At 49.1% G+C, this 26,733-nt stretch carries 19 protein-coding genes; 3 read left to right on the top strand and 16 right to left on the bottom strand.

Features of this window, described 5'->3' with window-relative positions; translation table 11 throughout:
- Positions 1-249 precede the first annotated feature (249 nt).
- From ACR8BL_RS22465 to ACR8BL_RS22395, 15 genes are all read right to left on the bottom strand, one after another.
- Positions 250-1,533 (bottom strand): amidohydrolase, encoded by a 1,284-nt coding sequence (locus tag ACR8BL_RS22465; RefSeq protein ID WP_434749600.1) that lies wholly within the window; start codon positions 1,531-1,533, stop codon positions 250-252.
- Positions 1,534-1,603: 70 nt separating this feature from the next.
- Positions 1,604-2,476, bottom strand: a complete 873-nt coding sequence (locus ACR8BL_RS22460) for a LysR family transcriptional regulator (protein WP_434749599.1) — start codon at positions 2,474-2,476, stop codon at positions 1,604-1,606.
- A gap of 44 nt (positions 2,477-2,520) precedes the next feature.
- The gene (gene ssuE / locus ACR8BL_RS22455) at positions 2,521-3,069 is read right to left on the bottom strand and encodes an NADPH-dependent FMN reductase (RefSeq protein ID WP_434749598.1); all 549 of its coding nucleotides are present in this window, start codon (positions 3,067-3,069) and stop codon (positions 2,521-2,523) included.
- A gap of 25 nt (positions 3,070-3,094) precedes the next feature.
- Positions 3,095-4,018 (bottom strand): ABC transporter permease, encoded by a 924-nt coding sequence (locus tag ACR8BL_RS22450; protein ID WP_434749597.1) that lies wholly within the window; start codon positions 4,016-4,018, stop codon positions 3,095-3,097.
- A gap of 69 nt (positions 4,019-4,087) precedes the next feature.
- Positions 4,088-5,020: an ABC transporter permease gene (locus ACR8BL_RS22445; protein WP_434749596.1), complete on the bottom strand. Its 933-nt coding sequence runs from the start codon at positions 5,018-5,020 to the stop codon at positions 4,088-4,090.
- A 75-nt stretch (positions 5,021-5,095) separates the two neighbouring features.
- On the bottom strand, positions 5,096-6,745 hold the full coding sequence (locus ACR8BL_RS22440; RefSeq protein ID WP_434749595.1) for an ABC transporter substrate-binding protein: 1,650 nt from the start codon (positions 6,743-6,745) through the stop codon (positions 5,096-5,098).
- 250 nt (positions 6,746-6,995) lie between these two features.
- Positions 6,996-8,339 carry an LLM class flavin-dependent oxidoreductase gene (locus ACR8BL_RS22435; protein ID WP_434749594.1) on the bottom strand — a complete coding sequence of 448 codons (1,344 nt, stop codon included), beginning with the start codon at positions 8,337-8,339 and terminating at the stop codon, positions 6,996-6,998.
- An 864-nt stretch (positions 8,340-9,203) separates the two neighbouring features.
- Complete coding sequence (locus ACR8BL_RS22430) at positions 9,204-9,653, bottom strand: hypothetical protein (RefSeq protein ID WP_434749593.1); 450 nt, start codon at positions 9,651-9,653, stop codon at positions 9,204-9,206.
- A 437-nt stretch (positions 9,654-10,090) separates the two neighbouring features.
- On the bottom strand, positions 10,091-11,737 hold the full coding sequence (locus tag ACR8BL_RS22425) for a glycosyltransferase family 2 protein (protein WP_434749592.1): 1,647 nt from the start codon (positions 11,735-11,737) through the stop codon (positions 10,091-10,093).
- Positions 11,738-11,802: 65 nt separating this feature from the next.
- Positions 11,803-12,567: a GT-D fold domain-containing protein gene (locus ACR8BL_RS22420; protein ID WP_434749591.1), complete on the bottom strand. Its 765-nt coding sequence runs from the start codon at positions 12,565-12,567 to the stop codon at positions 11,803-11,805.
- A gap of 707 nt (positions 12,568-13,274) precedes the next feature.
- Positions 13,275-13,433 carry a hypothetical protein gene (locus tag ACR8BL_RS22415; protein WP_434749590.1) on the bottom strand — a complete coding sequence of 53 codons (159 nt, stop codon included), beginning with the start codon at positions 13,431-13,433 and terminating at the stop codon, positions 13,275-13,277.
- A 174-nt stretch (positions 13,434-13,607) separates the two neighbouring features.
- On the bottom strand, positions 13,608-14,339 hold the full coding sequence (locus tag ACR8BL_RS22410) for a sugar phosphate nucleotidyltransferase (protein WP_434749589.1): 732 nt from the start codon (positions 14,337-14,339) through the stop codon (positions 13,608-13,610).
- Entirely contained in the window at positions 14,336-15,109 is a 774-nt protein-coding gene (locus tag ACR8BL_RS22405; protein ID WP_434749588.1) for a glycosyltransferase family 2 protein, read from the bottom strand. The genes ACR8BL_RS22410 and ACR8BL_RS22405 overlap by 4 nt, the downstream gene beginning before the upstream one ends.
- Positions 15,106-16,176, bottom strand: a complete 1,071-nt coding sequence (locus ACR8BL_RS22400; RefSeq protein WP_434749587.1) for a glycosyltransferase family A protein — start codon at positions 16,174-16,176, stop codon at positions 15,106-15,108. The genes ACR8BL_RS22405 and ACR8BL_RS22400 overlap by 4 nt, the downstream gene beginning before the upstream one ends.
- Before the next feature lie 120 nt (positions 16,177-16,296).
- Positions 16,297-17,247, bottom strand: a complete 951-nt coding sequence (locus ACR8BL_RS22395) for a glycosyltransferase family 2 protein (RefSeq protein WP_434756441.1) — start codon at positions 17,245-17,247, stop codon at positions 16,297-16,299.
- A 636-nt stretch (positions 17,248-17,883) separates the two neighbouring features.
- Here ACR8BL_RS22395 and ACR8BL_RS22390 point away from each other — a divergent pair.
- Positions 17,884-19,446 carry a M4 family metallopeptidase gene (locus ACR8BL_RS22390; protein ID WP_434749585.1) on the top strand — a complete coding sequence of 521 codons (1,563 nt, stop codon included), beginning with the start codon at positions 17,884-17,886 and terminating at the stop codon, positions 19,444-19,446.
- Between the two features lie 221 nt (positions 19,447-19,667).
- Here ACR8BL_RS22390 and ACR8BL_RS22385 read toward each other — a convergent pair whose 3' ends face one another.
- Entirely contained in the window at positions 19,668-24,137 is a 4,470-nt protein-coding gene (locus ACR8BL_RS22385; protein ID WP_434749584.1) for a WIAG-tail domain, read from the bottom strand.
- A 346-nt stretch (positions 24,138-24,483) separates the two neighbouring features.
- Between ACR8BL_RS22385 and ACR8BL_RS22380 the strand changes: the two genes are divergently transcribed.
- Together ACR8BL_RS22380 and asd are read left to right on the top strand one after the other, a co-directional pair.
- Positions 24,484-25,614, top strand: a complete 1,131-nt coding sequence (locus tag ACR8BL_RS22380; protein ID WP_434749583.1) for a YheC/YheD family protein — start codon at positions 24,484-24,486, stop codon at positions 25,612-25,614.
- Between the two features lie 84 nt (positions 25,615-25,698).
- Positions 25,699-26,493 carry an archaetidylserine decarboxylase gene (gene asd / locus ACR8BL_RS22375; RefSeq protein WP_434749582.1) on the top strand — a complete coding sequence of 265 codons (795 nt, stop codon included), beginning with the start codon at positions 25,699-25,701 and terminating at the stop codon, positions 26,491-26,493.
- Positions 26,494-26,733 lie beyond the last annotated feature (240 nt).

Raw genomic sequence — 26,733 nt, 5'->3', positions numbered from 1 at the left:
GATTAAAGGACGAGAAAAATATAGCACACTCATTGGGTTGCGTCAACAAATATTTCCAAATTCAAAACCGTTCTCTAAAATGTTTTGATGTTCTGATGATTAACGAAAACAGAGGAAAGGCTGACGCTTCGGCGCCAGCCCTGAACAATATTGCGGGGAATTACAATTGAATGAGGTTTATACCCAGCTTACGCTTCACAGTCCACAAGAGATATCTTTTGGCCTGAGTTACGTATCTGAACAGCCACTTCAAGCTTGCAGACGTTTCAATGCTTGTTCAGCCAACCCTGCCAGCAGATGTGCACCAATCGGCAGCGCCCGTTCATCTACATCAAAGGCCGGATGGTGCCACTCGTGTGGCCCCGATGTCCCGAGAAATAGGAACAGGCCGGGTACTTCTTTTTGGTAAAAGGAAAAATCCTCTCCTGCCGGCGAAGGCAGCGGTCTGACATGGTTCAACCCCAGCTCACGCACGACTTGTTCTGCATCAAGTACCAGCGATTCATCATTGACCACCGCGGGCGGCCCTTGAATCCAGCGCACTGCCGCCGTTGTGCCATAGGCCTCAGCCACACCAGCTACGACCTGGTTGAAACGTTCACGGATACGGGCGCGTACTTTCTCGTCAAACGTGCGTACTGTGCCGTCAAGTATCGCTTCCTCCGGAATAACGTTCCAGGCTGTACCGCTGTTTATTTTCGTAACGCTGAGTACAGCACTCTCCTGAGCACCTACATTCCGGCTGACAATGGACTGCAGTGCGGTGACGATATGTGCAGCAACCACAATCGGATCAATACCTGCCTCAGGCACAGCCGCATGGGTACCCACCCCCTGCACGTTAACGACAAAACCATCCGCTGCTGCCATCAATGCACCTTCGCGGATACCCACTGTGCCTACTCGCAGATCCGGTTTATTGTGTAAACCAAATATAGCCTGAACATCAGTGAGTGCTCCGCTCTGGATGACTTGGCGTGCACCTGTTGCCTTTTCCTCTGAAGGTTGAAAAATAAATCGCACCTTCCCGGGCAAACTGGATTCACGCTGTTTCAGCAACCGTGCAGCTCCAATCAAAATAGCGGTGTGCGCATCGTGCCCGCATGCATGCATATGGCCCGTAATCTTCGAAGCAAACTCCAGCTTGGTTTCCTCCTGAATTGGCAAGGCATCAATGTCCGCTCGCAGCGCAATGACAGGACCGTTTCCACGCCCAACCTCAGCTACAAGTCCTGTCCGCAGTTTATACTCATCGGCAAGGTGAACACCCTCCTCTTCCAGCCAGTTGCGAATGGCTGCTGTCGTTTCCTTTTCCTCACCAGAAAGCTCCGGATTGCAATGTAAATGCCGCCGAATTGCCGTTAGATGTGCCACGAACGCTTCCTCTTGTTCCGTATTCCGCACCCATGGCAGCACATGTTGTTCATCCAAAGTTTGCACGGATTCCTGCTGTTGCTCTCTCTGCTCAACTTGCTGTTGCTCTTCCTCCTGCTGCACAAACTGTCCTCTCGTCTGCTCCAGATCACTTTTCATCCTGGGCCCTCCTTTCAGCTTAATTTAGGCGATTTATAACGTTGAAATCTGATTCGCCTTGTCATTCCATCTATAATTGCCGCAGCAGTTCCCCAAAAGGCTCTGCAAATGGCGAATATTCTTCTTTTAAGGTCACCACACTGATCTGTAGCGATACACCTGCCACCTCATGGACTTGAATCGGGAACAGCTCCTGACGCTGTACCTCCTTCTTTACCGTTAACCCTGGGAGAAAAGCAATGCCCGCACCTTGCATGACCAGTTTTTTCGCTGTTTCCGAATTATCCACATGATATGTAATATCCGGCGGATGCTCCAGGGAGTCGAAGGCCCGGTGAATCCGAAGCCAATCCAGTGAGCCACATTCAAAAAAGACCAGCTGTTCATTCCGGATCGCCTCCATGCTGACATGTCCGCTTTTAATAAAAGGATGTCCTCTATATACGTACAGCTGGATCGGATCTTCATAAAAAGCAACGGTACGGATCGCAGGGTGCATGACCTTGCGTACAAAAGCCAGATCGATCTCCTGACCGAGCAGTTTGGCAATCAGTTGATCCGTTGTTGCTGTTGTCAGTTTAATGTTAACTTCGGGGTACGACTCCTTGATTCGGGGCAGAAAATCGGGGATAACATAATTGGACACCGACACTGTACTTCCGAGGCGCAGTGCCTCAGGGGTTGTTCTTCGCTGCTGAATTTTCTGTCTCCCCTTCTGGATCACTTGAAGCACCTGCTGTGCATACGGCAAAAATTTGCGGCCTTCATCCGTCAGCACGATCTGCTTGCCTAGTCGGTCAAACAGTTTGCATCCCAGTTCCCTTTCGAGTGACTGAATACGTGCTGTAACCGAAGGCTGGGACAAGAAGAGTACTTCAGCTGCCTTATTGAAGCTTCCGTAATGATTGATATATACAAACGCTTCAATATTCTCTATATTCATGGGCGCCTCCGTATCCACTTATTTTCCTATAAAATTACTTGGTTTTAGGATATCGTAATACCATCCTTTTCCAGTGTCAATCTTAATTCTTCCAGAGACCGATCCAAACGGGCGGTAATGTCTTCCGCAAGTGTAAATGTTCCGTCTTCATTGCGTTCAATCGTCTGATCAACGGCGTATACGCCGCCAAAAATATGGCGTCCGCCGAGTGCGGTGAGTACTGGCTTCAATGCATAATCAATGGCAAGCAAATGTGCAATCGAACCGCCAATAACAAGAGGGAGGGTTACCTTATCCCGAAGTCCTTCTTGTGGAATCAGGTCAAGAAACAGCTTGAGTACACCCGAATAAGCTGCCTTATATACAGGAGTAGCGACAATAACGGCATCCGCTGCGTCAACAATGGCAAGTGCATCCTGAATGGCCGGACTGTCGAACTTTGCCTGCACCAGATCTTCAGCCGGCAAATCGGCCACCTGAATCACTTCCACGGAAATACCTGCCTTGCTTAACGTATGGCTGCTATAATCTGTGAGTCCCGTCAACCGTGAACGCTTGGACGGGGTTCCAGCAATAATGACAACATGTGACATGTTATTTTCCTCCTTGGAGTAACGGTCAAGCCGCTCCTTTAACTTTTGGATCGAGTCGATCACGAATATCGTCTCCGATCAGATTTACAGCAAGAACAAACAGCGTAATGGCCAGACCCGGGAATGTGCAAATCCACCAAGCTACCGTCAAATAACCTCTCCCTTGGGACAGCAATGCCCCCCAATCCGGAATTTCTTTCAGTACCCCGAGGCCAAGGAAACTAAGTCCAGACCCGGTCAGGATGGATGTACCTACACCCAACGTTGCCATCACGAGTAGCGGAGACAAGGAGTGTGGCAGGACATGTTTCCAGAAAATGCGGGCATTGGAACCACCTAGTGAACGTGTTGCTGTAATGAAAGGCAGATTTTTGACAGACATCACCTGACCGCGCATCACCCTTGCATAGCCTGGTATCGACGCTACTGCAACAGCCAGTGCAATATTTAGCAGTCCTGGCCCAAGTGCTGCTGCAACCGATAAAGCCAGCAATACGCCCGGTACGGCCATGAGGATATCCACCGCACGCATCGTTACGGTATCGATGATTCCTCCTATGTATCCCGCAATGATGCCAAGGGCGCTGCCGACGAGACCGCCAACAAGCACGGAAGCAAAACCAATCAGCAAGGAATCCCTGCTGCCATGCACAACCACACTGAATATGTCCCGGCCAAAGTAGTCTGTACCGAACAGGTGCGCAGCAGAAGGAGCCTGCAATATGGCATCCGTCATCATCAGTGTTGGATCATAAGGAGCGATCCAGCCAGGCACGATGGCACAGGCCACAGTAAAAATGACGACGAGCAGCGCTGTATACAAAAACAACCGTGATACTGCGGACGAAACACGGTGTCGCCAAGGCAGGCGATTCCATCTCCACAGGCGAGTTTTCCCCGTGCTTCCTGCCCATGCCTTTTTGTAACCTGTCAAAGGTTTCATGCTCATAAAATTAATGCCTCCTTCTCCTGCCGTTTCAGCTTTTGCATACTCCTGATGGGATGTTCCTGATCTCTATCATGTACGGACAGCTCGCCGAACCCGAGGATCAATATACGAATACGAGAGGTCTACCAGCAAATTCAACACGACATAGATGATGGATGTAAAAAACACAACGCCTTGCACCACCGGCAGATCCTTCGCCATCAGCGCATCGGCAATAATACGACCAATCCCCTGTCTGGAGAATACCGTCTCTACCACCACGGTTCCTGCCAGCAAATCCCCAATTAGCATACCGATGACCGTTACGGCGGGGATCAGTGCATTACGGAGCGCATGGCCATACATGATGGCCCGTTCAGATAATCCTTTGGCTCGTAAAGCAATAATAAATGGTTCGTTGATCACTTCAAGCATACTGTTACGCACCATCCGTACAATAAATCCTGCACCGACAAGTCCAAGTGTGGCTGCCGGAAGAACCAAGGAACTGAATCCGTCCGACCCCATCGCCGGGAACCAGCCGAGCTGCACGGAAAACAATAGAATCAGTAAAATGCCGGTCCAGAAGGTGGGCATCGATATGCCGAACAGACCCACGAGCCGAGCCACAACATCAATCACACCATTTCGGTGAATGGCCGACAGAACGCCAAGTGTAATTCCGATGGTGATTGCGATCAGTGAGCTGAGTGCCGTTAAGGCCAGTGTTGCCGGGAAGTGCTCTACAATTTTGGGCAATACCGGATCGGAGTTGACCATGGATTGACCAAAATCCCCGCGTAACATATCGCCAAAGTAGTTCGCAAACTGGATATAAAATGGTTGATCCAGTCCAAGCTGTGCCCGGAGATTGGCAATCATCTCCGGAGTAGCTGAGGAAGGGTCCAGCATAAGCAGTACCGGATCACCCGGCAGAAGATACATGATGCAGTACACCAGCACCGAAGCTCCGAATATAACGAGAAGTGATGTGGCTATTCGTGACAAGATCAGTTGAATCATACCGGGATGGCTCCTTTCTGAAACCGGAACAGGCTGTATGCCGTGTTGGCATTATGACTGGATAACGTGCTTGAATTATGGCTGAATGCGTACATCATTAAAAAGTGGATAACCGAGTGCATCGAACTTGATGCCTTCAACGTTTTTGGAAGCAGCCACAGTATACGGAAATACGTATATTGGCAAAATAACTGCCTGTTCAATGAGGTATTTCTGAATCTGACTGTAAATTTCTACCCTTTTCACCGAATCCGTCTCTACCGCTCCCTGCTCCAGCAATTTATCAATCTTGGGATCAGACAAACCGGATAATGTCGGGCGTTCCCCTTCCGCACTGGTATGATAGAAGGCATATAAGGCATTCGGATCGGAATTGACCTGGCTGTTGCCATATAGATCATAGTCCCAGTTCTGATAGATCACGGTAGCAATGTCTTTGGTAAGCACCACTTCTACCGCTATACCCAGCGGTTTCAACTGTTGCTGGATGATTGCAGCGATGTCATTGCGTTTCTCCCGGTTAGGGGAACCATCTACATAACGCAGGACCAGTTTCTTCCCGTCTTTGACACGAATTCCGTCAGCCCCCTTGACCCATCCCTGCTCATCCAATAGCTGGTTTGCGTGGTTGATATCTGGGGTGATGCTTCCTTCAAGCGCTTTGTCATAGCCGAGAATGCCTGGAGACAATGCAGACCATGCGCGCTCGTAGTTACCCAGATACAAGGTTTTCACAATGGACTCCACGTCTACAGTGGATTGTACCGCTTGCCTTACTTTTACATCATCCCAAGGTGCCTTTCGCAGATTGAAAAAGAGGGTATACGGCAGTCCAACGGTGTTGGCTTGCAACAATTGCTGGTTCGGATCACTTTTCAGCGCAGCGATATTTTGCGGCGGTACGGTCTCTGCGGCAAGCACCTGCTTGCTTTGTACACTTCCGATCCGTGTTGCTTCTTCCGGTACAATCTTAAACGTAATCGTATCGATATGAGGAACGCCTTTGTTTTCGACCGTATCCGGGCCCCAGTTATAATCCTTGTTTTTGGCTACAACAATATCCGCGTTTTCATCCCATTTCACAAAGGTATACGGACCTGTGCCTACCGGATTTTTGCCCAGTTGATCCCCATATTTCTTCGCAGCGGTTGGAGACACGATCCCCAGTAATGCCTGACTCAGGTTACCGAGAAACGCCTGCGAAGGTGCTTTCAGATTGACTTTGATCGTATATTCATCAATAACCTCAGAGGAGCTATAAGGTCTAATCAGGGCAAGGGAGTTGGCAGCTTTGGTGGCCGGATCAACCACCCGATCCAGATTGTACTTCACCGCTTCGGCGTTAAACGGGGTTCCATCATGGAACTTCACGTCTTCACGCAGCTTGAAGGTATAACTTTTGCCGTCCTTCGATACACTCCATTCCTTGGCAAGCCAAGGTTTGATGGAACCATCGGGCAACTGAACCACCAGATTGTCGTAGATCGTGCGAATCGCTCGTACGGCTACAGCAAGCCCGCTGCGATGCGGGTCAAGCGAATCCGGTGAAGTGGCTAGTGCAAACGTGAGGTTACCACCTTTTGCTTTACCAGCCTGCCCCCCACCGGCGGAAGCCTGTGCCGCACTGCTCGTTTTGCCTCCTGATGCTGCTCCGCATCCGGACAAAACCATCACCAATGCTACTGCCAAAGCCACCACTTTTGTCCATGAGATAGACCTGTTCATATCGCTTCCCCCTCTGTGTATACAGGTGTCATTAATGTTCTACGCCAAGCAAACTTATATATAATTTATATTTCCTATGAGAAAAGTAGGTTTTAAGGCAAAAAGGAATCATTAACTTTATCAACTTTATTAGCCCTGTGATCCAGATGTATTTGTATTTCATTTTACGCAGGTTAGATTTATCGCATCTTTAATAGCATTAATGAAGTCGATTGAATAATGTTCGATTTAGAGGACATTCGGCATTCGATTAGATAACGTTCGGCTGTTCCTGTGTTCTGGCTGCTGTATAACGGTTTACAGGCACCTGAACACCCAGATTGCCACGCAGTGTATCATGCTCATATTCCGTACGATAGATGCCGCGTTCCTGTAGAATAGGCACCACTAACTCGACAAAGTCGGACAATCCGCTAGGCAACTCCGAGGCAATGATGAATCCGTCTGCTGCTTCCGCCTCGAACCATTCCTGAACTTTGTCTGCAACCTGCTCCGGTGTGCCCAGGAATTGACTCCGTGGTGTTGCAGCCCGCAAAGCGACTTCGCGCAGCGTTAACCCCTGTTCTTTGGCGTCTTTTTTAATCTTGTCTGTTCCACTGCGGAAGCTGTTGCTGCCTATCCCATCCAGTTCAGGGAACGGTTCATCCAGCGGATATTGGGAGAAATCATGATGCTCGAAGAAACGCCCCAAGTAATCCAATGCTTTATCAATGGTTACCAGGCTTGCGATCTCCTGATATTTCTGTTCCGCTTCCTCTGCCATGCGTCCCACAATCGGGTTAATGCCTGGCAAAATAACAATATCTTGCGCTGAACGCCCGTAAGAGGCTGCACGTGTTTTTACGTCCTTATAAAATGCCTTTGCATCTTCTATGTTATCGTGTCCAGTGAATACGGCATCGGCTTCCTGTGCTGCCAGCGTTTTGCCATCGTCTGAAGAACCTGCTTGGAAAATAACCGGCTGTCCCTGCCGTGAACGAGCAATGTTCAATGGCCCCTGTACAGAGAAGAACTCCCCTTCATGGTTCAGGGTGTGTAGTTTGGAAGGATCAAAGAACACACCGCTTTCCTTGTCTCTTACAAATGCATCGTCTTCCCACGAATCCCACAAGCCTTTGGTCACTTGTAAATATTCCTTTGCAATACGGTAACGCTCCGGATGGGTTGGATGATGACTTTTGCTGTAATTTTTCGCGGTACCTTCCAAGGGGGATGTGACCACGTTCCAGCCTGCACGGCCGTCACTGATCAGATCAAGAGAACCAAACTGTCTGGCGACTGTAAATGGATCACTGTAGGATGTGGATAGTGTACCCACAAGTCCAATGTGTGAGGTTACTGCGGCAAGGGCGGAAAGAATGCTGATCGGCTCAAAGCGATTCAAAAAGTGAGGAATGGATTTTTCCGTAATATAGAGGCCGTCTGCAATGAATACGAGATCAAACTTGCCCTCTTCTGCCTTCAATGCCTGACGTTTGTAAAATCCAAAGTTTACGCTCGCATCGGACAAAACCTCCGGGTGTCTCCAGGTCGTGTTGCTTCCTCCAACGCCATGAATGATGGCTCCAAACTTCAAACTCCGTTTTGCTGTCATGTACACTCCGCCTTCCCTGAAATAAGGTGATTTTGTGGTGCCAAAATGTAGTGTATTTAAATCAATGAGCAAACATCATAAAACTTTAAAATTTATTATTCCTATGAGTTTAGTTTGTTTTAATTTTACACAGCTTATCACTGCCCCGCGAACCGGTCAACCGTGTTGCTAATAGATTTTTTCTATAACGTTATCAGAGAAGCAAATAACGGTAATAGGAGCATTTTTCAAAAGAGGAGGGCATGTTTATTCGAAGACTGGATACTAAAATTCTCTAACAGACAGACCTATCAGATCTGATCTAGCTGTTGTGGTCAGGACTTACATCATGCCGCCCATACCACCGATACTACCTATACTACCTATACTGTCCATGTAAAATAACGCTTATGACTCCTGCTAGTTTAGCATTGCCAGAGTTAAAAATTATTCCGTTCAGACAGTAGCAGTCTCATCCTGCTGTACCCGAAGTTTGGCCAACTTTTCTAGATCAGGCACCAGTAAAGCTTCACATTTGCTGTCCCGCCTACACCACCTTTTGGATGATGACATCGACATCCCTCCTGAAATTCATGATTGTGATCCAGAAGATTAGAAAAGCTAGACATAACAGATTGGTATACACCCTAAATTCCAATCTGTTAAATGAGGATTATGGCTATAAATGTACTCCTGGGCACTCGCAACGTCAATGCAACTGCTAATAGAACAATCCTATAACAGAATAGAAAAAATAAATTTAAATTTTGAAATTAGGTGCTGTGTTGAATGAGGGGCTTTATTATTTTTTATCTAATAATTTTTCATTATGTAATATAAATTCAGTATAATTTTTTGATTAGAAAAAAAGGAGTGAGTTTAGACTCACTCCAATGCTTTTAACTTCTCCTCAATCATCTTTGCTTCTTCTAAATTTGATGCAGGAGAACTTATAACTAACCCTTCATTCTGATATTTTCCATTCGTTAATTTCATGTATAGTTCAGGTTCTGTAATAATAATTGCAAATTGATTAGCCTGTTTATCTAAATAAATATCTCCTAACACGGTTCTCTTTGCGCCTTCATAAGATATTAGTAAAGATTTATGCATGAAGATTACCTTTTTGAAAACAATATCATTGATCGTTAAAGAACCCTCAAAACTGTTCTCATTATTGTTACATTCCCCCATTAAACTTACTTTTAATTCTCCATTTATCTCGGAGTTTTCGCTAAACATATAAGATGGTGATTTAATGTCTATTTTTTCATGATTATTACACCCTAATAGAATTAATAAGATTAAGAAAGTAATAAAAAATGCTCTTTTCATTTTCAACCTCCCAACTTATTAACATGGGGTAAACACAGCACCCTATAAGTATGTTAGTATTTAAACTTCCAAATATATATTTAAAGGTATAACAGCCCCACTCTGGTAAACATATTACAAGGGTGACAATGTATTTTTTGCAAGTGAAGATAATCTCGCTTCGTCAACATTGATTTGCGAGAAGTATTTTCCTTAGTCGATATGTATTTATAATCTGGTTTCAAATCATTCAACGTTGCCATGCTTCTGTAACATCCACCACTTCATTTCTCCTGCATATCATCACTTAATTATATAGCCCTTGTTGAAAAATTTGTTAAAAAAACCCGTGCGGAATAAACAGATCCGTGAGTACATTCAGCCTAAAAGCTGCGTAGCGTGCTGTGTTGTTCATTCCGCATGTTTACGTGTTGCTTTCAACCCCCAAGCGGTGGTCATCACAAATCCTGGTTCAGCAGCTGGGGCGGAGCAATAATGGGCCATGCTTCCGGGATCGAATGGAGTTGTTCGGTCGATATTTGTTGCACATGTCTGGGACGTATCCCCCAACGTTCCGCTACATAGGCGGACACAAACTTTCTGCGTTTACCTTCGGTGACCAGATACCAGTCTTCTGAAGCGTCAACAGCAGCAACAATACTCCCGTCCATAGCTACAATGCCGGAATTAGAATTGATTACAGCTAGAGGACGATCAGGTTCAAGCGATCCATTCCAGATATCTCCGGCGGATACCAGTGGCTCACCCACAGGTATGCCCAGCAGATCAGGTTTGGCTACCAGCACTGGCGAGATGCCGCGTGGAACCGGAATGTTCAGCTTTCGACGCTGACCGCTTCTTAGTACATAAACATCCCCCTTAAGATCAACAAGGAATGCCCCTTCGGGATAGAAATCACTGCTTCGTTTGAACGGTGAGGTTGCAAGACTATTTTCAGAAGAGGAAACCGCTGCCCGCTGGCCTAGATCCCCCTTTGCTGCTGAAGAAGATACCTTCGCCCGAGATCGCGCTTGAGGGTGTGAGTGCTGAGTCTGTGCCAATCTGGAGGTTTCCGCGATGAGCGCGTGTGGATCTCCCCATTTTTGACTGTAAAATTGTTCATTGCCCTTGTTTACCGTGTGAAAGCCCTTCTCTCCCAGGGCTTTCATGCTGACACTTCCAAAATGATGGATAAAGGCGTCACCAGCTACAGCAAGCCGGTATCCCAGCATTCGCACCCGTACAATCCAGTCGTCATCCTCAAAGTTGCCTACGTCATACCCCTCATCCAGATAACCTGTGCGTTCAAATACGTCTCGTGAAAACAGCCAGCAGAATCCAACGAGCCGATCCGTCAACCGATGTTTCTCGGGGTCAGGACGATTCTGGCTGGCGGCAAAAGACCACATCTCCTGCATATCATGATATGGCACTTCAATCTGCTGATCTCCGCCAATATAGTTTGTCACAGGGCCCACTACACCGATCTGTGGATCACTATTCAGACAAGCCATCATATTCTCAAGCCACCCTGGTGTAACAAGCGTATCGTTATTCAGCACGACAATATGCCGTCCCTTTGCCATCATCAATCCGTGATTGACTCCTCCGGCAAATCCCCGATTCTTCTCCAGTGCAGCAACCCTCACCATACCGCCTTGTCGAAGCAATGCCTCTGCCGTACCATCCTGAGAAGCATTGTCTACAACGATGATTTCATAAGGAGCCGGGGTATGTTTCTCAATGCTTGACACACATTGCAGCACATAATCACGCTGATTATAAGTAGGAATGATGATGCTGACCCCTTCAAAAACAATCCCGAATGAATTCTGTCCCTGACGCACACCATCTTCGTAACCTCGGTCGTATCCCTGCCTGTATAACTTGGTGCTTCGAAGGACACGTTTTCTTTTTTTGCCTGTTCGTGAGGCATTACGCCTATTACGGCTACCGGCTGCGTGTAGAAGAACCTCAGCAGAGGAACCCATGCGATGAGGATGGCTGCCCGATGATCGCGAACCCTCTCGAAGCTGGTTGCTCTGCTGTGAGCTGCTCTGATTATTTTTCCGTGCATGATGAGGCTGTATTTCCGATTTCTTCATGTTGCTTCCTCCATTCCAATCCTGCTGAGGCAAGTTCACGTTGTTCTCCTGCCCAAGACGACCCACTAGAGTTGAAGCTCCCCTGTCACCAATTTGTCAGCCAAATGCCCGAAATCGAAGGCAACTCTGCCGAGTTCTCCCGCAATACGTCTGCATAGTACCACCGCTGGAATGCCCGCTGCGACCAGTGCGATGTCAAAGGCATGCTCCGCTGTCAGTCGCATCACTCTCGGAATATCTGCCATCCCTGCTACATCCGGGATGATACCAACGACCTGTACCCCGTGCGGATGAAGCAAGGCTCCCAGCTCTGCCGCCTGACTGCCGATGAGCAGCACTCGCCGTCCTTGCAGGATTGGAAGCAGCAAATGAGACTGATGCAGACTGTAATTGATCGTGGAACTGGTCAATTTCAGGCTGGACCAATCGATCCCGAAATGGCGCAGCACCGGGAATAACAGTCCCTGAAATGTAGGTGCACGCGAGATGGGTACGCCCACCCAGTCTGCTGCCTTAACGGCTTCCGCAAGCGTCGCGCGGATGTCCGGTGTGGAGCACGGCACCCCTGCATACGGCAGAAACGGTGCCAGCCCCTGCACTTCGGCAGCTGGCAGCACGGTATCTGCTGCCAGTGTAAGCAGTTCGCCATCCCCGAGGCGAACAACAGACAGGGGGCGCTGCGCATCCAGCGCCGCTATGATGTGACCAGCCATCTCATGAGGGCTGGTCAGCCGCGTCAGGCTGGGCGCATACTGGCGGAAGCCCGCCGCGATCAAATCTGCCGCTGCGACAGCAGGCAGAATGTGATCCGGCGGGATGTGCTGCGCCACCAGCGCCTCGCCCCCGGCGAATACGCCGTCGCGGTAGCCCGCGGCGTAACCGCCGGGCCCTGCCGCCTGCACGGCATGCTCCGCAGCCGGCAGCGGCACGCCGTTTACGCTGCCCGCACTCGCGGCAGCGCCTTCCCGCCCCGCAGGCAGGACGACACCCTGCGGGTGTGTCGTCTGGCGCGGGGCGGGGCCAGCACCGCTGGCAGGCATCGCCTGTGGCGAGCTTGCATGCGGTGCTGGCTTGGGCGCACGGCGCATCGCCGTGCGCTGCTTGGCGCGGGCCGCGGCGCGCCGGCCCTGCGCGGAGGCGTGCCTGCGCCGGGCTGAGCCAGCCCTGCCCGCTTTTATCTCACCTCTGACCCTACCCGCCTTTGCCATCTTCATCTCGCCTCTGACCCTGCCCGCCTTTCCCGTCTTCATCTCGCCTCTGACCCTGCCCGCCTTTCCCGTCTTGATTTCGCCTCTGACCCTGCCAGCTTTCCCCGTCTTGATCTCGCCTCTAGCTCTGCCCGCTCTGATCGCGTGGATCATACCCACAGCCCTACCTGCCTTCTCCGCTCTTATCCCGCTTTCCGCCCTGCCTACTCTACCCACATTTATCACGCTTCCAGCTCTACCTGTCTCACTCACACCCGACACCACTCCAGTCTGACCTGCCTTGCCTCCACCCTTCCTGCTCTCTGCTCTTGCTGTACCTTTCACATGCCTCACTTCCCTGCACTTTTCACTCGCACCGCTCTGTCTCCACTCTTCACGCCACTCGCTTTACCTGGAGCACGTCTACTCTCTGTTCTCACCGTACTTTCACATCCCACACTCTCCTGTACTCTTCCCGTTTGCAGCCTTGCCCGTACGCCCCACAACACTTCACGCTTCCTCTCCTGCCTGCGCAAAACGCCGGAGCCTTAAAAAAAGCTCCGGCGCAAGTTGTACTTCATTCATCGTTATGACCCATTCACTCCGTCATCTAATTCAATCATTTGCTTTGCTCATCTGTTTCGATCGCGCACCGCACCGCAGCTGTATCACGTTATTTCCGATTAAGGCAGCTGCCCTTTCATGCGCACAGCTGCCTCTTGGAGCGATTCAAATGTTCCTGCATCGCTCCAATATTTTTGTAAAACATCGTACTCCAGTCCACCGCTGGCAGCATAATGGTTGTTTACATCGGTGATCTCCAGTTCCCCACGTGCAGACGGTACAATGTTATGAATCAGATGAAAAACATGATCATCATACATGTATATGCCTGTTACGCAGTAAGAGGTCTTCGGCTGGCTCGGCTTTTCTTCAATGTACGCAATACGTTCCGGATGATGTTCATCAAAGACCGGCACTCCGTAGCGACGTGCATCATCCACCCCTTTAAGCAACACACGCGCTGTACCTGCAGGCTGCTGCATATATCGATCTACGTACGGTTTCAGGTCATCACTGAACAGGTTATCCCCCAGCAGCACCACAAATTTTTCGCCCGGAAGAATAAAAGATGACGCCAGATCAAGCGCTTCGGCAATGCCGCCCGCCTTTTCCTGAATACGATACGTCAGTCTGACCCCATGATCTGCTCCGCCCCCGAGATACTCCGTATACAAACCTGCGGAATGTTTGTTAATAACAATCAGGATATCCTCAATTCCAGCCTGACGGAGCCTGTCGATGCCATACATAATCATCGGATGTTTACCCACGGGAAGCAGATGTTTGTTAATAAGCCGGGTCAGAGGGTACAGCCTGGTTCCTGTGCCACCAGCAAGAATTACACCTTTCATTCCTTGTTCCCTCCTTCATCGGATATGTCCATAAATTCACGCGGATCGACATGCCATTTATTCATAAAAATCGAACGGTTACGCTCCAGCAATTGTTTCCATTCGGTTTGATCTGTCTTTTGAAAACTCGCACTGCCCTGATGATGTATAAGGACATCACCGCATATCAGCAAACGAAAACCCAGCAGCCTTGCCCGATAACAGTAGTCGTCATCTTCATAGTGTCCCGGTGAATACGCTTCGTCAAGCCATCCTGCCGCATCCAGTACACTTCGTTTCATCAGCATACACAACCCGACAATTCGGCGTACTTCCCTCCACCTTGTCATATCCGAAACATTATTGGCAGCTGCCAGCTCTTGAAAATGTTGCATATCCCGAAAGGCTACATCCACCTGTTGAATGCCGCTGGCATAGTTCGTGACCGGGCCGATGATGCCAATGTGCTCCTCACTGTACAGTGCCGTACGCATATTTTCCAGCCAATGTAGTGTAACAGTAACATCATTGTTCAGCAGCAACAGCTCATCTCCGCAGGCAACCCGAAGTCCAGCATTACAAGCGGCAGGGAATCCCCGATTTTCGGGTAAACGCACAAACCTGATACATTCCTTGGCGCAATATCCGGCAGTACCATCCGTCGAACCATTATCTACAACGATGATCTCGTACGGTGTAGATGCTCCTGTATATCTTCGGATAGCCTCTACACAAGGCTTTAACAATGAGATTCCGTTATACGTGGGTATAATTATGCTTGTCAGCGTCATCTCGCGTTCCTCCTGTACGCTACCTCGGCGCGGGAAGGAAAATTGGCCTGAGCCGTATGTTCACTCATTTCCATCCACGCCGCCAGTGCTTCCAGATGGTCACCCAAAATCAGTCTGGCAACATCATTACCACTCCCCGTGTTGCCGGGACGCAGTCGGTTAGAGCGAATGACATCCACTTGGCATGGTGCCGATACACGCAATCCCTTTTGAATCGCAATCATCTGTGCCTTGGGAGGAACCGCCAGGGATGATGGCTTCACGGCCTCAATCATACGTCTGGACAGGGCATGGGGCACCGCAGTCATCGAATTGGAACCAAGATCGCGCCGGCCTAGCGTATGATTCAGATAGGCTTTGATACGGCTGACCGCATCTTGCTTGGCAAACGGCGGAAGCAAAGACGTCAAATCGTTTAACGCGACATCCTCCCCCCGATCAATGGCGAACAAGAATGGCGCCAGTTGTTCCGCGGGCACAACCATGTCTCCATCCACAAACAAAACGGTCTCCGCATCAGTCATTTTCGCTCCAAGCGCCCGCCCTACATCATGACCAGCACGCTCCGGTTCATACACAAGTGTAATATCGGGATGCTGCAGCACCCGCTCCAGACTGTTATCCGTCGTACCGTTTAATACCACCACAATATCACGGAGGGGCAGACGCTCCAGTTGTACCAGCACTTGCCCTAGAGTACGTTCTTCATTGCAGGCACAGACTACGGCAGCAGCAACATGACGGAGGGGCAGCGGTATAATCTCCGGCGAACGACCAGAGGATTCGGCATAACCTTGAATAAATGCCCTGCCTACCTGTATTGCAGCTTCGAAGCTGATCTGCTCGGGCAGGTTCTGCGCATAGACATGCCAGGCATCAGAAGCATGTTTATTCAGGTTGTCGGCATCTGCCTTAAATTGCCTGCCTGCAAGCTGGCCTGCTCGCCAAAACGGACGCAGATCCGGTATCACCTGCCGGAGATTCCGGCGGTTCCGTCGCTGACGTTTCTGGCTCTTTCTGCTTTTGCCTCCAGTGTGCAGCCTGCTCCGGAATCTGCCCGCTGTCATTCGCTTTGCTCCTGTCTGTCTCTGAGCCCTCGCTCCTGATCGTGTTTTGATTGCTGTCACCTCCCGCATGTTGCCGCCTCTAACCGATCTCAAGGCTCACCTTTCTGACGGGTCACCTACTTATTGGGCCAGACTGCGAACACGTTCCAAATCAGTGTAACCGCCTCTGGGTCCCTGTGTATCTATAATCCAGCGGATAGCCTCCAGATGATCCTGTAATACCACCTGGCTCAGCGGATCAGCACCGCTTCGTTTCTTTATACGAACTGCATTCCATTTGCCCACAGGCACATGATGAACAGCCTGCACCCGAAGTCCGCCAAGTACCGCTTTGGCATGAGCAAGTGGCGGAATCTCCAGCGAAGATATGCCGATGATTTCAAGCGCCTTTCGGCTGAGTGCATGGGGGATGGCCGTCATCGAAGCCCCGCCGAGATCGGATCTGGAAAGCAGACTGTTCAACATATGTTTCGCTTCAACGACCGGATGAACAGGGATACGAGTTACCGGGCCGTTGTAATCGTTCAGCGCAATATCTACTCCATTCAGCACGGCCTGAACGTAAGGTGCAAGGTGCTCGGCCGGAATCGGAATGTCTGCATCCGTGAACAGCAGGATTTGCCCTTGGGCTGCTGCTGCCCCTACTCTCCGTCCGCCATCATGCCCCAGCGCTTCGGAATACTGCAGTACGCGTGCTCCTGCCCGTTCAGCTTCACTCGCTGTACCATCGCTTGACCCGTTCACGATGACCAGCACTTCCGCATCGCGGCATATACGTGCAGCTTCACGAACTACGGCAGCAATGGTGCGTTCCTCGTTCATCGCCGGAATAATCACCGATAGTATAGGCTGGCCGATGACTTCCCTGTCTTGTTGAACAGCCTCTCCAACTATGGTTTGCGCTGCTCTCAGTTCGTTCAAAAGAAATGAATGGTTAGGTGGTTTGGTGAAGACATAGGCCTTTATACCCTTTTTTCTCCTTGAACGGATTCGGCTTTTTCCCGATATGCCTCTCGTTCGTTTTTTACCTGTTTTTGTTGCAAAACGGGCTATACTCCGTCGTTTCCTCAACCATATCACCTCCCGTAAACCATCTTTATCATGTCAAGGGAGTACACGTTATTCTATGTATTCGTGGAACAGTGGAAACGGCGTATGTCCTTACCACTTGGAGGTTCTAGGCAGAAATATATATATACTGATCCTCCAAAGTGACAAGATTCGTCAAAAAAATTAAAAAGGACATCTCTTCCCTGTCCTTAGACACAATTTTCAAAATAATCAAAATTGCATCTTTTCCAATCTTTTACACTGTGATACTATACGATTCAAGCCACACAATTTACATTTTTAACCTTGTTAAGAACTTACGTTCCCGAAACCTCTTTCTATCCATTTATTGACCTTCGGTTAGTTCAGACGTTTGATCTCCTCCATTTTAGTACACAAACAGACCATGAACTTGAAAGGAGTGATGCCGTTCCCAACCCGGCTTCTTCTTCCCGCATGCCACACACGGATTGAACATCCCGGTTCTCCGTAGAACCTTCGGTTTGCCGCAATCACTAGGGGGACACCCCCTGCTTCTAAACCTACTTCTGTTTGAGCCCCTCACTCCGCCCTGCCAGATGCAGACGGAAATCCAGCCAAGTTAGGCATAAACCCTTTTTTTCCAACAAAATTTAAATGAGAATGGGAGAGTTAACAATGAAATTTGCCAAAGTTATGCCAACAATTCTTGGAGGAGCTCTTTTGCTCGCTTCCGTATCCTCTGCTGCTGCAGCGCCATCTGATCTATCCATTCCGCTTGAGGCCCCTTATGCCTCCGAGGAGAGTATCCTTTTGAACAACAATCCTGACGAAACGATCTATAATTACCTTGGACAACAGGAACAGTTCCTGAACTCTGATGTCAGAGGCCAACTCAAAATCATTAAACGTAACACGGATACTTCCGGCGTAAGGCACTTCCGTCTGCAACAGTACATCAAAGGTATTCCGGTCTACGGTGCTGAGCAGACCCTCCATCTGGACAAAACGGGAGCTGTGACTTCTGCTCTTGGTGAACTTCCGCCTGTTGAAGAACAAGCGATTCCTAATGACGGAATCCCTAGTATCAGTGCAGAGGAAGCAATTAAAGTAGCTTCGGGAGAAGCGACTTCCCGGATCGGCGAGTTAGGTGTACCGGAGCTTGAGCCAAAGGCTGAACTCCAAATTTATCATCATGAAGATGACGGTCAGACCTATCTGGTTTACATTACCGAAGTGAATGTGCTTGAACCCGCCCCGCTGCGAACCAAATATTTTATCAATGCCGTGGACGGGAGCATTGTATCCCAGTATGATATTATCAATTTTGCTACAGGAACAGGTACCGGGGTGTTTGGCGATACCAAAACACTGACCACAACGCAATCCGGCAGCACCTACCAGCTGAAAGATACCACTCGTGGGAAAGGCATCCAAACGTATTCAGCGAACAATCGCTCCTCTTTACCAGGAACATTGTCTACCAGCTCTAATAACGTGTGGACGGACCGTGCAGCTGTCGATGCACACGCTTATGCTGCTGCCACGTATGATTTCTACAAAAATAAATTTAACCGCAACGGCCTTGATGGCAACGGCCTTTTGATTCGCTCCACAGTACATTATGGCTCCAACTATAACAACGCCTTCTGGAACGGGGCACAGATTGTATTCGGTGACGGAGATGGATCACTGTTTGGTATCTTCTCCGGAGATCTCGATGTTGTGGGTCATGAGTTGACACATGGAGTGATCGAGTACACCGCCAATCTGGAATACCGCAATGAGCCAGGAGCATTAAACGAAGCTTTTGCTGATATTATGGGTAACACCATTGAGAGCAAAAACTGGCTGCTAGGTGACGGCATCTATACTCCTAACATTCCAGGAGATGCACTGCGTTCCTTATCCGATCCTACGCTGTACAACCAGCCTGACAAATATAGTGACCGCTACACAGGCAGTGCGGATAACGGTGGTGTGCATACCAACAGCGGTATTATCAACAAAGCGTTCTACCTTGCAGCCCAAGGTGGCACACATAACGGTGTAACCGTTAGCGGTATTGGCCGGGATAAGGCCGTACGTGTTTTCTATAGCACGCTGGTGAATTACCTGACACCAACATCCAAATTCGCAGCTGCCAAAACAGCATCAATTCAGGCAGCCAAAGACCTGTACGGCACGAATTCTGCCGAGGCTACTGCCATCACCAAAGCCTATCAAGCTGTAGGACTATAATCGTTAACTGATTATATGGTAACGTTCACGGGCATCAATACCAATCAAACAGAACTCATTGATTTATCTGCATATCCTTTTATAAAAAAATAGCATCGTTCCGACACCCCTCATGTCCGAACGGTCAAGCTTTCCAAGCAGAAGCGGTGTCCGGGACAAACTCTGGACACCGCTTCTGTCAATTTGTAAATATGTTAACTCAGGATAACCATGGCCGAAGGTTATGCCGATGGCCCTGCCGCAATCCAGGACAATAATCCATACGTATGCTTGCAATCCACGGTTCGCATTACCTCCAACACCGCTTCATCTTCACTCTGTGATAACAGGGACACCTGGAATCCACGATCATTGCTCATCGCTACAATGACATAATGCTCCGAAGCAAACGACTCTTCAAACACGATTGTCACTTCGGTACACGTCTCATTCTCTGGCAAAACAAAAGCTTCCATGCCAAACTGCTGTACAGTAGTCTGTTTGCTTACACTACGTACTGGCTGGAATGCCAGGTGTTCGGCATGAACAGCACCCGCCTGCAATTGTTCACTGCCTACAGAACCATCACACAAATGCTCTTGTGTGACCGATTGAGCCTCGAGTGTGTAGGAGACATCAGACGATAATGTATGTTCACCATCCAATGCATTCCCCGATTCAGTCATTCCCGCAGCAGGCTCGCCCTCGATCAGTGCTGCCTCTGCTTCCAGATGATTGGGCAGTCCCAGCAGTTCCTGAAGATTCAGATTTCCTTCCTGGAGCTCAGCTGGCGTATCCGATGATTCATCCGCATCATCTCCCCAGGCGAACAGACCTTCATTTTGCAGGCCTACCGACTGCATTAACTGTTGCACTTCCTGCATCGCTTCCTGCCTTTTGAACTCGGCGAGTTGTTCCAGCGTCTCTGCACTGACCTGACGAATCGCATTCCAGATCTCTTCGCTTAAATGAGCCGTGCCAACAATCCCCTCATTTAAGTGACTGGATGTAATACTCTGCTCACTCAGCTTGCTTCCGTCAATGGCACGATCAGCCAGATGCACGGACGATATGGTGCCTTCGGTCAGTTTACTGCCATCTACGCTACCATCCGCCAGTTTGGACGCCGTAACTGCACCATCTTGCAGATGAGCTGTGCTTACAGCTTCTTCACTCAGATGGCTTGACGTGATACTGCTATCCTCAATATGATTCGCCTGGATTGCACCTTCTGCGATATGAACAGACTGCACGCTCTCTTCGGTTATATGAATACTCGATACCGCACCTTCGGTCAGTTTACTGCCATCTACGCTACCTTCCGCCAATTTGGACGCTGTAACCGCGCCATCTTGCAGATGAGCTGTACTTACAGCTTCTTCACTCAGATGGCTTGACGTGATACTGCTATCCTCAATATGATTCGCCTGGATTGCACCTTCTGCGATATGAACAGACTGCACGCTCTCTTCGGTTATATGAATACTCGATATCGCACCTTCGGTCAGTTTGCTGCCATCTACACTACCATCCGCCAATTTGGACGCTGTAACCGCACCATCTTGCAGATGAGCTGTACTTACAGCTTCTTCACTCAGATGGCTTGACGTGATACTGCTATCCTCAATATGATTCGCCTGGATTGCACCTTCTGCGATATGAACAGACTGCACGCTCTCTTCGGTTATATGAATACTCGATACCGCACCTTCGGTCAGTTTACTGCCATCTACACTACCATCCGCCAGTTTGGACGCCGTAACTGCACCATCTTGCAGATGAGCTGTGCTTACAGCTTCTTCACTCAGATGGCTTGACGTGATACTGCTATCCTCAATATGATTCGCCTGGATTGCACCTTCTGCGATATGAACAGACTGCACGCTCTCTTCGGTTATATGAATACTCGATATCGCACCTTCGGTCAGTTTGCTGCCATCTACACTACCATCCGCCAATTTGGACGCTGTAACCGCACCATCTTGTAAAATGACGGAACGGACTGACTCTTCCTCCAGATGTTCTGTTCCAATACTGCGCTCCTGAATATGGTGGGAGAAAACAGCCCCATCCTGGATATGACGAGATTGAACTGCACCTTGCTGCAGGTGTGTAGCGCCCAGGGATTCCAATTGCAGATGTAGTCCGCTGATCAGACCTGGCTGCAGATGTGCTTCTGTTATGCAGAGTGGAGACAAATGTTCTGTCTGCACCGCTCCGGCCATCAGATGGTTGGAAGATATCGCCTGATCGGTAATATGCTCACTGCGAATGACCTCTTCTCTCAGATGAGCACTATGGACAGCCTGAGCAGTCAAATGATCTGATTTTATACTGCCGTCAGCGAGATGTATGGAATCAACGGATGCTCGTTGCAGATGTTCGCTCCCCACTGCCCCGTACTGTAATTCCTCACCAGATACCGAGTCGGTGGCCAGATGTTCTGTCGTCACTGTTCTTTGACGAAGCTTGCTACCAGGGATGCTGCCATTTGCAAATAATTCTGGCGTACGCACCTCATCGGACAGATGCTCCAGCGAGATCGTATGCTGCTTCAGGTGATATCCACGAATCGTTTCAGCAGGGATATGTTTTGCAACGATGCTTTCTGCCATGATCTTGGAAGAAGTGATACTGCCGTCTGCCAGTTTAGCCGAGGTGACCGATAGATCAGCCAGCTTATCTGTAGAGACACTTTCCGGTGAGAGTTTAGGTGATGTCACAGCATGATCTGTAAGGTGTGGTGGAAAGATCGAACCGCCTGCCATCTGTGCTGAAGTCACACTGCCCGGAGCTATTTTGTCCGTAGTGATTGCCGCACGTGATATGGCATCAGTCTGAACGCTACCTGGTTGCAGGTGAGGGGCACCTACGGCATGCTCTGTCAGGTGCTCGGTTTTCACTGCATACGGCCTTAGTGCTTCGGAATCAACACTTCCGGGGGCCAGATGAGCAGTTGATACGGCTGCTTTTGCCAGATGGGATGAATTGACCGTACCTGAGGCTATAGCTTTGCTTGTAACCGCACTTGGAGCGAGTTTTTCAGCCGTTACACTCTCTGATGCCAGCTTTGCAGTTGTGACTGCTTCATCCTGCAATTGGAATGATCCTACAGAAGATTCTGCCAGATGTTTTTCCAGTACAACACCTGAAGCCAGCGCATCCGCAGATACACTTCCCTCGGATAGGTGTGTTGTTTCGATGCTCCCACTCGCCAGATGTATGGAATGTATAGCACCATTATCAACATGAACCGGTGTAATGCCCCGATTGGCAATATGTTCCCCGCGAATCGAACCTTTGGCCAGATGTTTCCCAAGCACAGCTTCGTCTGATATTTTGGAAGCGACAACGCTTTGATCTGCCAGTTTCGAAGCCGTCACCGCCTGCTCCAGCAATTTAGCTGTTCCCACCGATTGATCCGCCAGCTTGCTGCTGATGATGGCTCCATCGACCAGATGTTCACTGCCGATTTCGGCATTGCCGATCTGTTCGCTGCCTACAGCAGCAGCTCGAATCTGGATTGATCCGATCGAACCATCTACCAGATGTCGTCCATTCAAGGCATGTTCGGCAATATGCCGTGTATGAATCGAGCCATCTTCAATCTGTTCACTGCCGATGCTGCTTGCCAGCAATTGATTACGTCCAACGGAACCTTCAGCCAAATGAGACTGTTTCACCGAACCGGCCTGAATATGGCGCGCATCAATAGATTGCTCTTCAATCTTGCTGCCTGTCACCGCTCCATCACGAATCTTGGCACTGGTGACCGCATCATCCGCCAATTTCGAGGTATGGACAGCCCCACCTGCTAAATGACGGGTCTCGATTCCGCTAATCGCGATTTTTTCACCAGTAACAGCTTGATTCTGGATTAATTCCTCTGTGACGAGCAAACGACTCAGATGCCTTGTGCCGATCGAGCCATCCGCTATTTTGGCTGCATCAATGACCTGATTGCCCAGCTTCTGTGAGGTAATGCTCCCATCCCGAATTTTGTCTCCAGCGATGGATGCATTTCTGATTTTGTGACCTGATACAGAGCCGTCAATCAGATGTTCTTCTGCAATCGAAGCCTCAGCCAGCTTAGCAGAAACAATCGCACCGTCCGCAATATGAATGCTCGTTACTGCGTAATCCTGAAGAGCCTCACTTCCTACAGCACCTGATTTCAACTTGGAGGCGTCCACCGAAAAAGGAGCCAGCTTACTTTCCGTGACAGCAAACTCACTGAGGTCATCTGTATAAATATACTGCCCTTCATAGCCTGGCATCTGGTTCTGGTTTAATTGTTCAAGACGCTGCTTGCCTGTTAGACGGCTTTGGTTATCCTGTTCTTTCAATGGAAGGTGAGCAATGCTTCTGATCTGAAGCTCTCTTTCTACGCTTTCTTTTTCCACACTATTTTTTTCTACATTTAATGGGGAAATTTGCTGCCTCTCCTGCTCCTGTCCCATGTCTTGCGCTTCCACCACGGCTTCAGGTTTATTGACCCATGCATCTGGGGTCGTATGTTCAGATGCAGTTACGGTATCAGCAATAACTTCCTTGGTGACAACTCTATCCGAAGTTGAAACCTCCTCTTTTTTCACTATTTTTTCCGGCTTGCTGAATTCCAGTCGCCGATCCATCAGATCCAGTTCCCTGAATTTAGGGCTGATATGACGCAGTTTAGGCGTCACACTCTTTTTTTTGCCTTTTTTACTCATGAGGCCAGCTCCTTCCTCTAACGTTCATCTCCGGCATCATATGCTTTGAGCTGGGCATCTGCCACTTTTCTGACCCTACTTTTGCACTTCCTTCATCAGATCCATGCCTATTCAGGTTAAAGTTACACCTGTCCTGATGGAAATAGGCTGTACGAAACCATGTGACAAGGCGGCTGTCCACGCCCCATTTCCGCTCCTTTCATAGGATATGGTGTCTGAGCATAAACGGATGCATAGGAATGCATCTGCACACGGTTTGCGTTATCGCGATGTTGTGCCATGCATTACAGGCCGGCGTGCTGAGAAATAGATGGATGGTCGCGATAACCATGAAGGAGGAACGGTCATGCTCCAAGAAACGATCGGCATTATGTTCGATTCACGCATGTACCGGGGGATACCAGCCGGAAGGACCGGTCAGGAATCACTCGCCAATTATGAGCAGGCTGCAGCCTGCTACGGATTAACGCCTTGCTTTTTACGGCTGGAAGATATCGATTTGGATCGCAAGACATGCCTGGCTTATGTGAAAAAAGAAGGTCGATACGTCCGCGAGCGTATGCCGCTTCCTTCCGTGATCCATAACCGTTCTCTCCAGCTTCGCGGTACGGAGCAGCGACAAATTACCCGCCTGCTCCTCCAAGGTATCCAGGTTTACAACGTGCGTAATCGCTATCGCAAGGATCATGTGCATGATATGCTGCGGCAAGACCCTTTTTTAAGAGATCATCTGCCTCATGCAGTCAAAGCAACTCCCGAATCGCTCGCTTCCATGATGGAACATTATAAGGATCTCGTCATTAAACCGTGCAGCGGTAGCATTGGTCATGGCATTATGCGGTTGTTCCAGCATGACGGAAATTGGAAACTAACTTGTGAAACCCGAGCATCACGTAAAGGCTGGGCCACCTTCAAATTGAACCGGGGACAATTGCCTTCCGCTACGCTTCGGCGGATATTCCGCCATGCTTATCTGATTGAAGAGCGCATTCCGCTCATCCGGTACGAGGGAAGGCCTGTAGATCTGAGAGTATCCGTGCAACGTGGAGGAGATGGATTATGGAGTGTCACGGGCATGTTTGCTAAGGCAGCTCCGGCGCATACTTTTGTCACAAACATCGCGCAAGGCGGCAAAGTCATGACTGTTGGTGGAGCACTTGGTCTGGTTGAACCGAGTACCGAGCTGTTCCAGCTGCAAGCCAGAATAACTATGGTTGCCCTTCGCATTGCTCAAACGCTGGCTTCCAACTTGCCTCATCTGGCTGATCTTGGACTCGACCTCGGCGTGGCCCAAAACGGAGGAATTTACTTTATTGAATGCAATGGCAGGGATCAGCGCTACGGCTTTCGCAAAGCTGGAATGAAGGAACATTGGCTAATGACGTACAGCAAACCGATCGCTTATGGACGTCTGCTCTTAGATCAGAACTCCCTCATTCCAAGGCAGCCACAAACCTATGATCGTGGATTGTATTGATTTCATTCGTGATTTGTGTCAATATTATGCAGAATGGCCGCTTTTGCGGCCTTGAAGTTTGTATTAACCCTAAGGGGGATATTCATGGCAAAAACGCTGTTGCGATTAATGACTGAGCTTTCTTCGCGCAAATGGATCTCCCGGACCGTGGGAGCTTTCTCCAAAAGCCGGGGAAGCAAGGCGTTTATCCCTTATTTTGTCCGGACCTACAACATCCCTGTGCAGGAAGCCGAGAAAGATTGGAAAGAATATCGTTCCCTGAATGATTTCTTCACTCGCAAATTAAAACCCGGGATGCGCCCGCTGGACCTTTCGGAACATGCCTTGATCAGCCCTGTCGATGCCAAAATCACGGCAGCTTGCCCGATCTCCGCAGGAACGATTCTGAATGTAAAGGGACAAAACTATACACTCTCTGAATTATTAAACCACTCTCCACATCTGGAGAAGTACAAGCATGGTTATGTATTTGTGCTCTATCTCAGCCCGCGTGACTATCACCGCATTCATGCACCTGTCAGCGGTCGCAAGTTGGAGAGCGAACATATCAAAGGTAAAGTGTATCCTGTGAATGATTTTGGACTCACCCATATGAAATCAGTGCTCAGCCGCAATGAACGGCTCATTACGTATATTGAGCATGATTATGGTGAAGTTGCTGTCGTCAAAGTCGGAGCAATGAACGTCAGTAGTATCCAATATGCGGATGTTGACACCAAAGCTTGGGCTCAAGGAGATGATCTTGCCTATTTTGAGTTCGGCTCTACCGTTGTGCTGCTTATGCAAACCGATACCTTCGAACCGCTCCCTGATCTCAAACCTGGAGACTCGGTTAAGATGGGCGCCTTACTTGGTCGATTGAAACCCAAACGTCCGTAACATCATAGGCAAAATAAAGAGGATGGTGCAGCACCTGCAATCAGGTGTTACGCCATCCTCTTTATTCATGTCTTATCTTTCATATTCAAGATATGAAATGTTACTATTCTGAGCTACTGCGCTAAACATCATTTCATGTATATATGCATGGCGGAGTTTCACTTCGCCTGAATAGTCAGTTCACTAAACGTTAAAAACATATCTTCAAGCGTTAGAACCATACATCTTGCAGTTCTTCAA

Origin of the sequence: Paenibacillus amylolyticus, assembly GCF_051136285.1 — a bacterium.
Taxonomy (GTDB): domain Bacteria; phylum Bacillota; class Bacilli; order Paenibacillales; family Paenibacillaceae; genus Paenibacillus; species Paenibacillus amylolyticus_F.
The sequence above is the reverse complement of the archived record's forward strand: the minus strand, read 5'-3'. Positions and strand labels throughout refer to the sequence as shown.

Coding starts and splice junctions, on each gene's coding strand:
- ACR8BL_RS22465 (WP_434749600.1), bottom strand. CDS start 1,533: ATGAAAAGTGATCTGGAGCAGACGAGAGGACAGTTTGTGCAGCAGGAG.
- ACR8BL_RS22460 (WP_434749599.1), bottom strand. CDS start 2,476: ATGAATATAGAGAATATTGAAGCGTTTGTATATATCAATCATTACGGA.
- ssuE (WP_434749598.1), bottom strand. CDS start 3,069: ATGTCACATGTTGTCATTATTGCTGGAACCCCGTCCAAGCGTTCACGG.
- ACR8BL_RS22450 (WP_434749597.1), bottom strand. CDS start 4,018: ATGAGCATGAAACCTTTGACAGGTTACAAAAAGGCATGGGCAGGAAGC.
- ACR8BL_RS22445 (WP_434749596.1), bottom strand. CDS start 5,020: ATGATTCAACTGATCTTGTCACGAATAGCCACATCACTTCTCGTTATA.
- ACR8BL_RS22440 (WP_434749595.1), bottom strand. CDS start 6,745: ATGAACAGGTCTATCTCATGGACAAAAGTGGTGGCTTTGGCAGTAGCA.
- ACR8BL_RS22435 (WP_434749594.1), bottom strand. CDS start 8,339: ATGACAGCAAAACGGAGTTTGAAGTTTGGAGCCATCATTCATGGCGTT.
- ACR8BL_RS22430 (WP_434749593.1), bottom strand. CDS start 9,653: ATGAAAAGAGCATTTTTTATTACTTTCTTAATCTTATTAATTCTATTA.
- ACR8BL_RS22425 (WP_434749592.1), bottom strand. CDS start 11,737: ATGAAGAAATCGGAAATACAGCCTCATCATGCACGGAAAAATAATCAG.
- ACR8BL_RS22410 (WP_434749589.1), bottom strand. CDS start 14,339: ATGAAAGGTGTAATTCTTGCTGGTGGCACAGGAACCAGGCTGTACCCT.
- ACR8BL_RS22405 (WP_434749588.1), bottom strand. CDS start 15,109: ATGACGCTGACAAGCATAATTATACCCACGTATAACGGAATCTCATTG.
- ACR8BL_RS22400 (WP_434749587.1), bottom strand. CDS start 16,176: ATGACAGCGGGCAGATTCCGGAGCAGGCTGCACACTGGAGGCAAAAGC.
- ACR8BL_RS22390 (WP_434749585.1), top strand. CDS start 17,884: ATGAAATTTGCCAAAGTTATGCCAACAATTCTTGGAGGAGCTCTTTTG.
- ACR8BL_RS22385 (WP_434749584.1), bottom strand. CDS start 24,137: ATGAGTAAAAAAGGCAAAAAAAAGAGTGTGACGCCTAAACTGCGTCAT.
- ACR8BL_RS22380 (WP_434749583.1), top strand. CDS start 24,484: ATGCTCCAAGAAACGATCGGCATTATGTTCGATTCACGCATGTACCGG.
- asd (WP_434749582.1), top strand. CDS start 25,699: ATGGCAAAAACGCTGTTGCGATTAATGACTGAGCTTTCTTCGCGCAAA.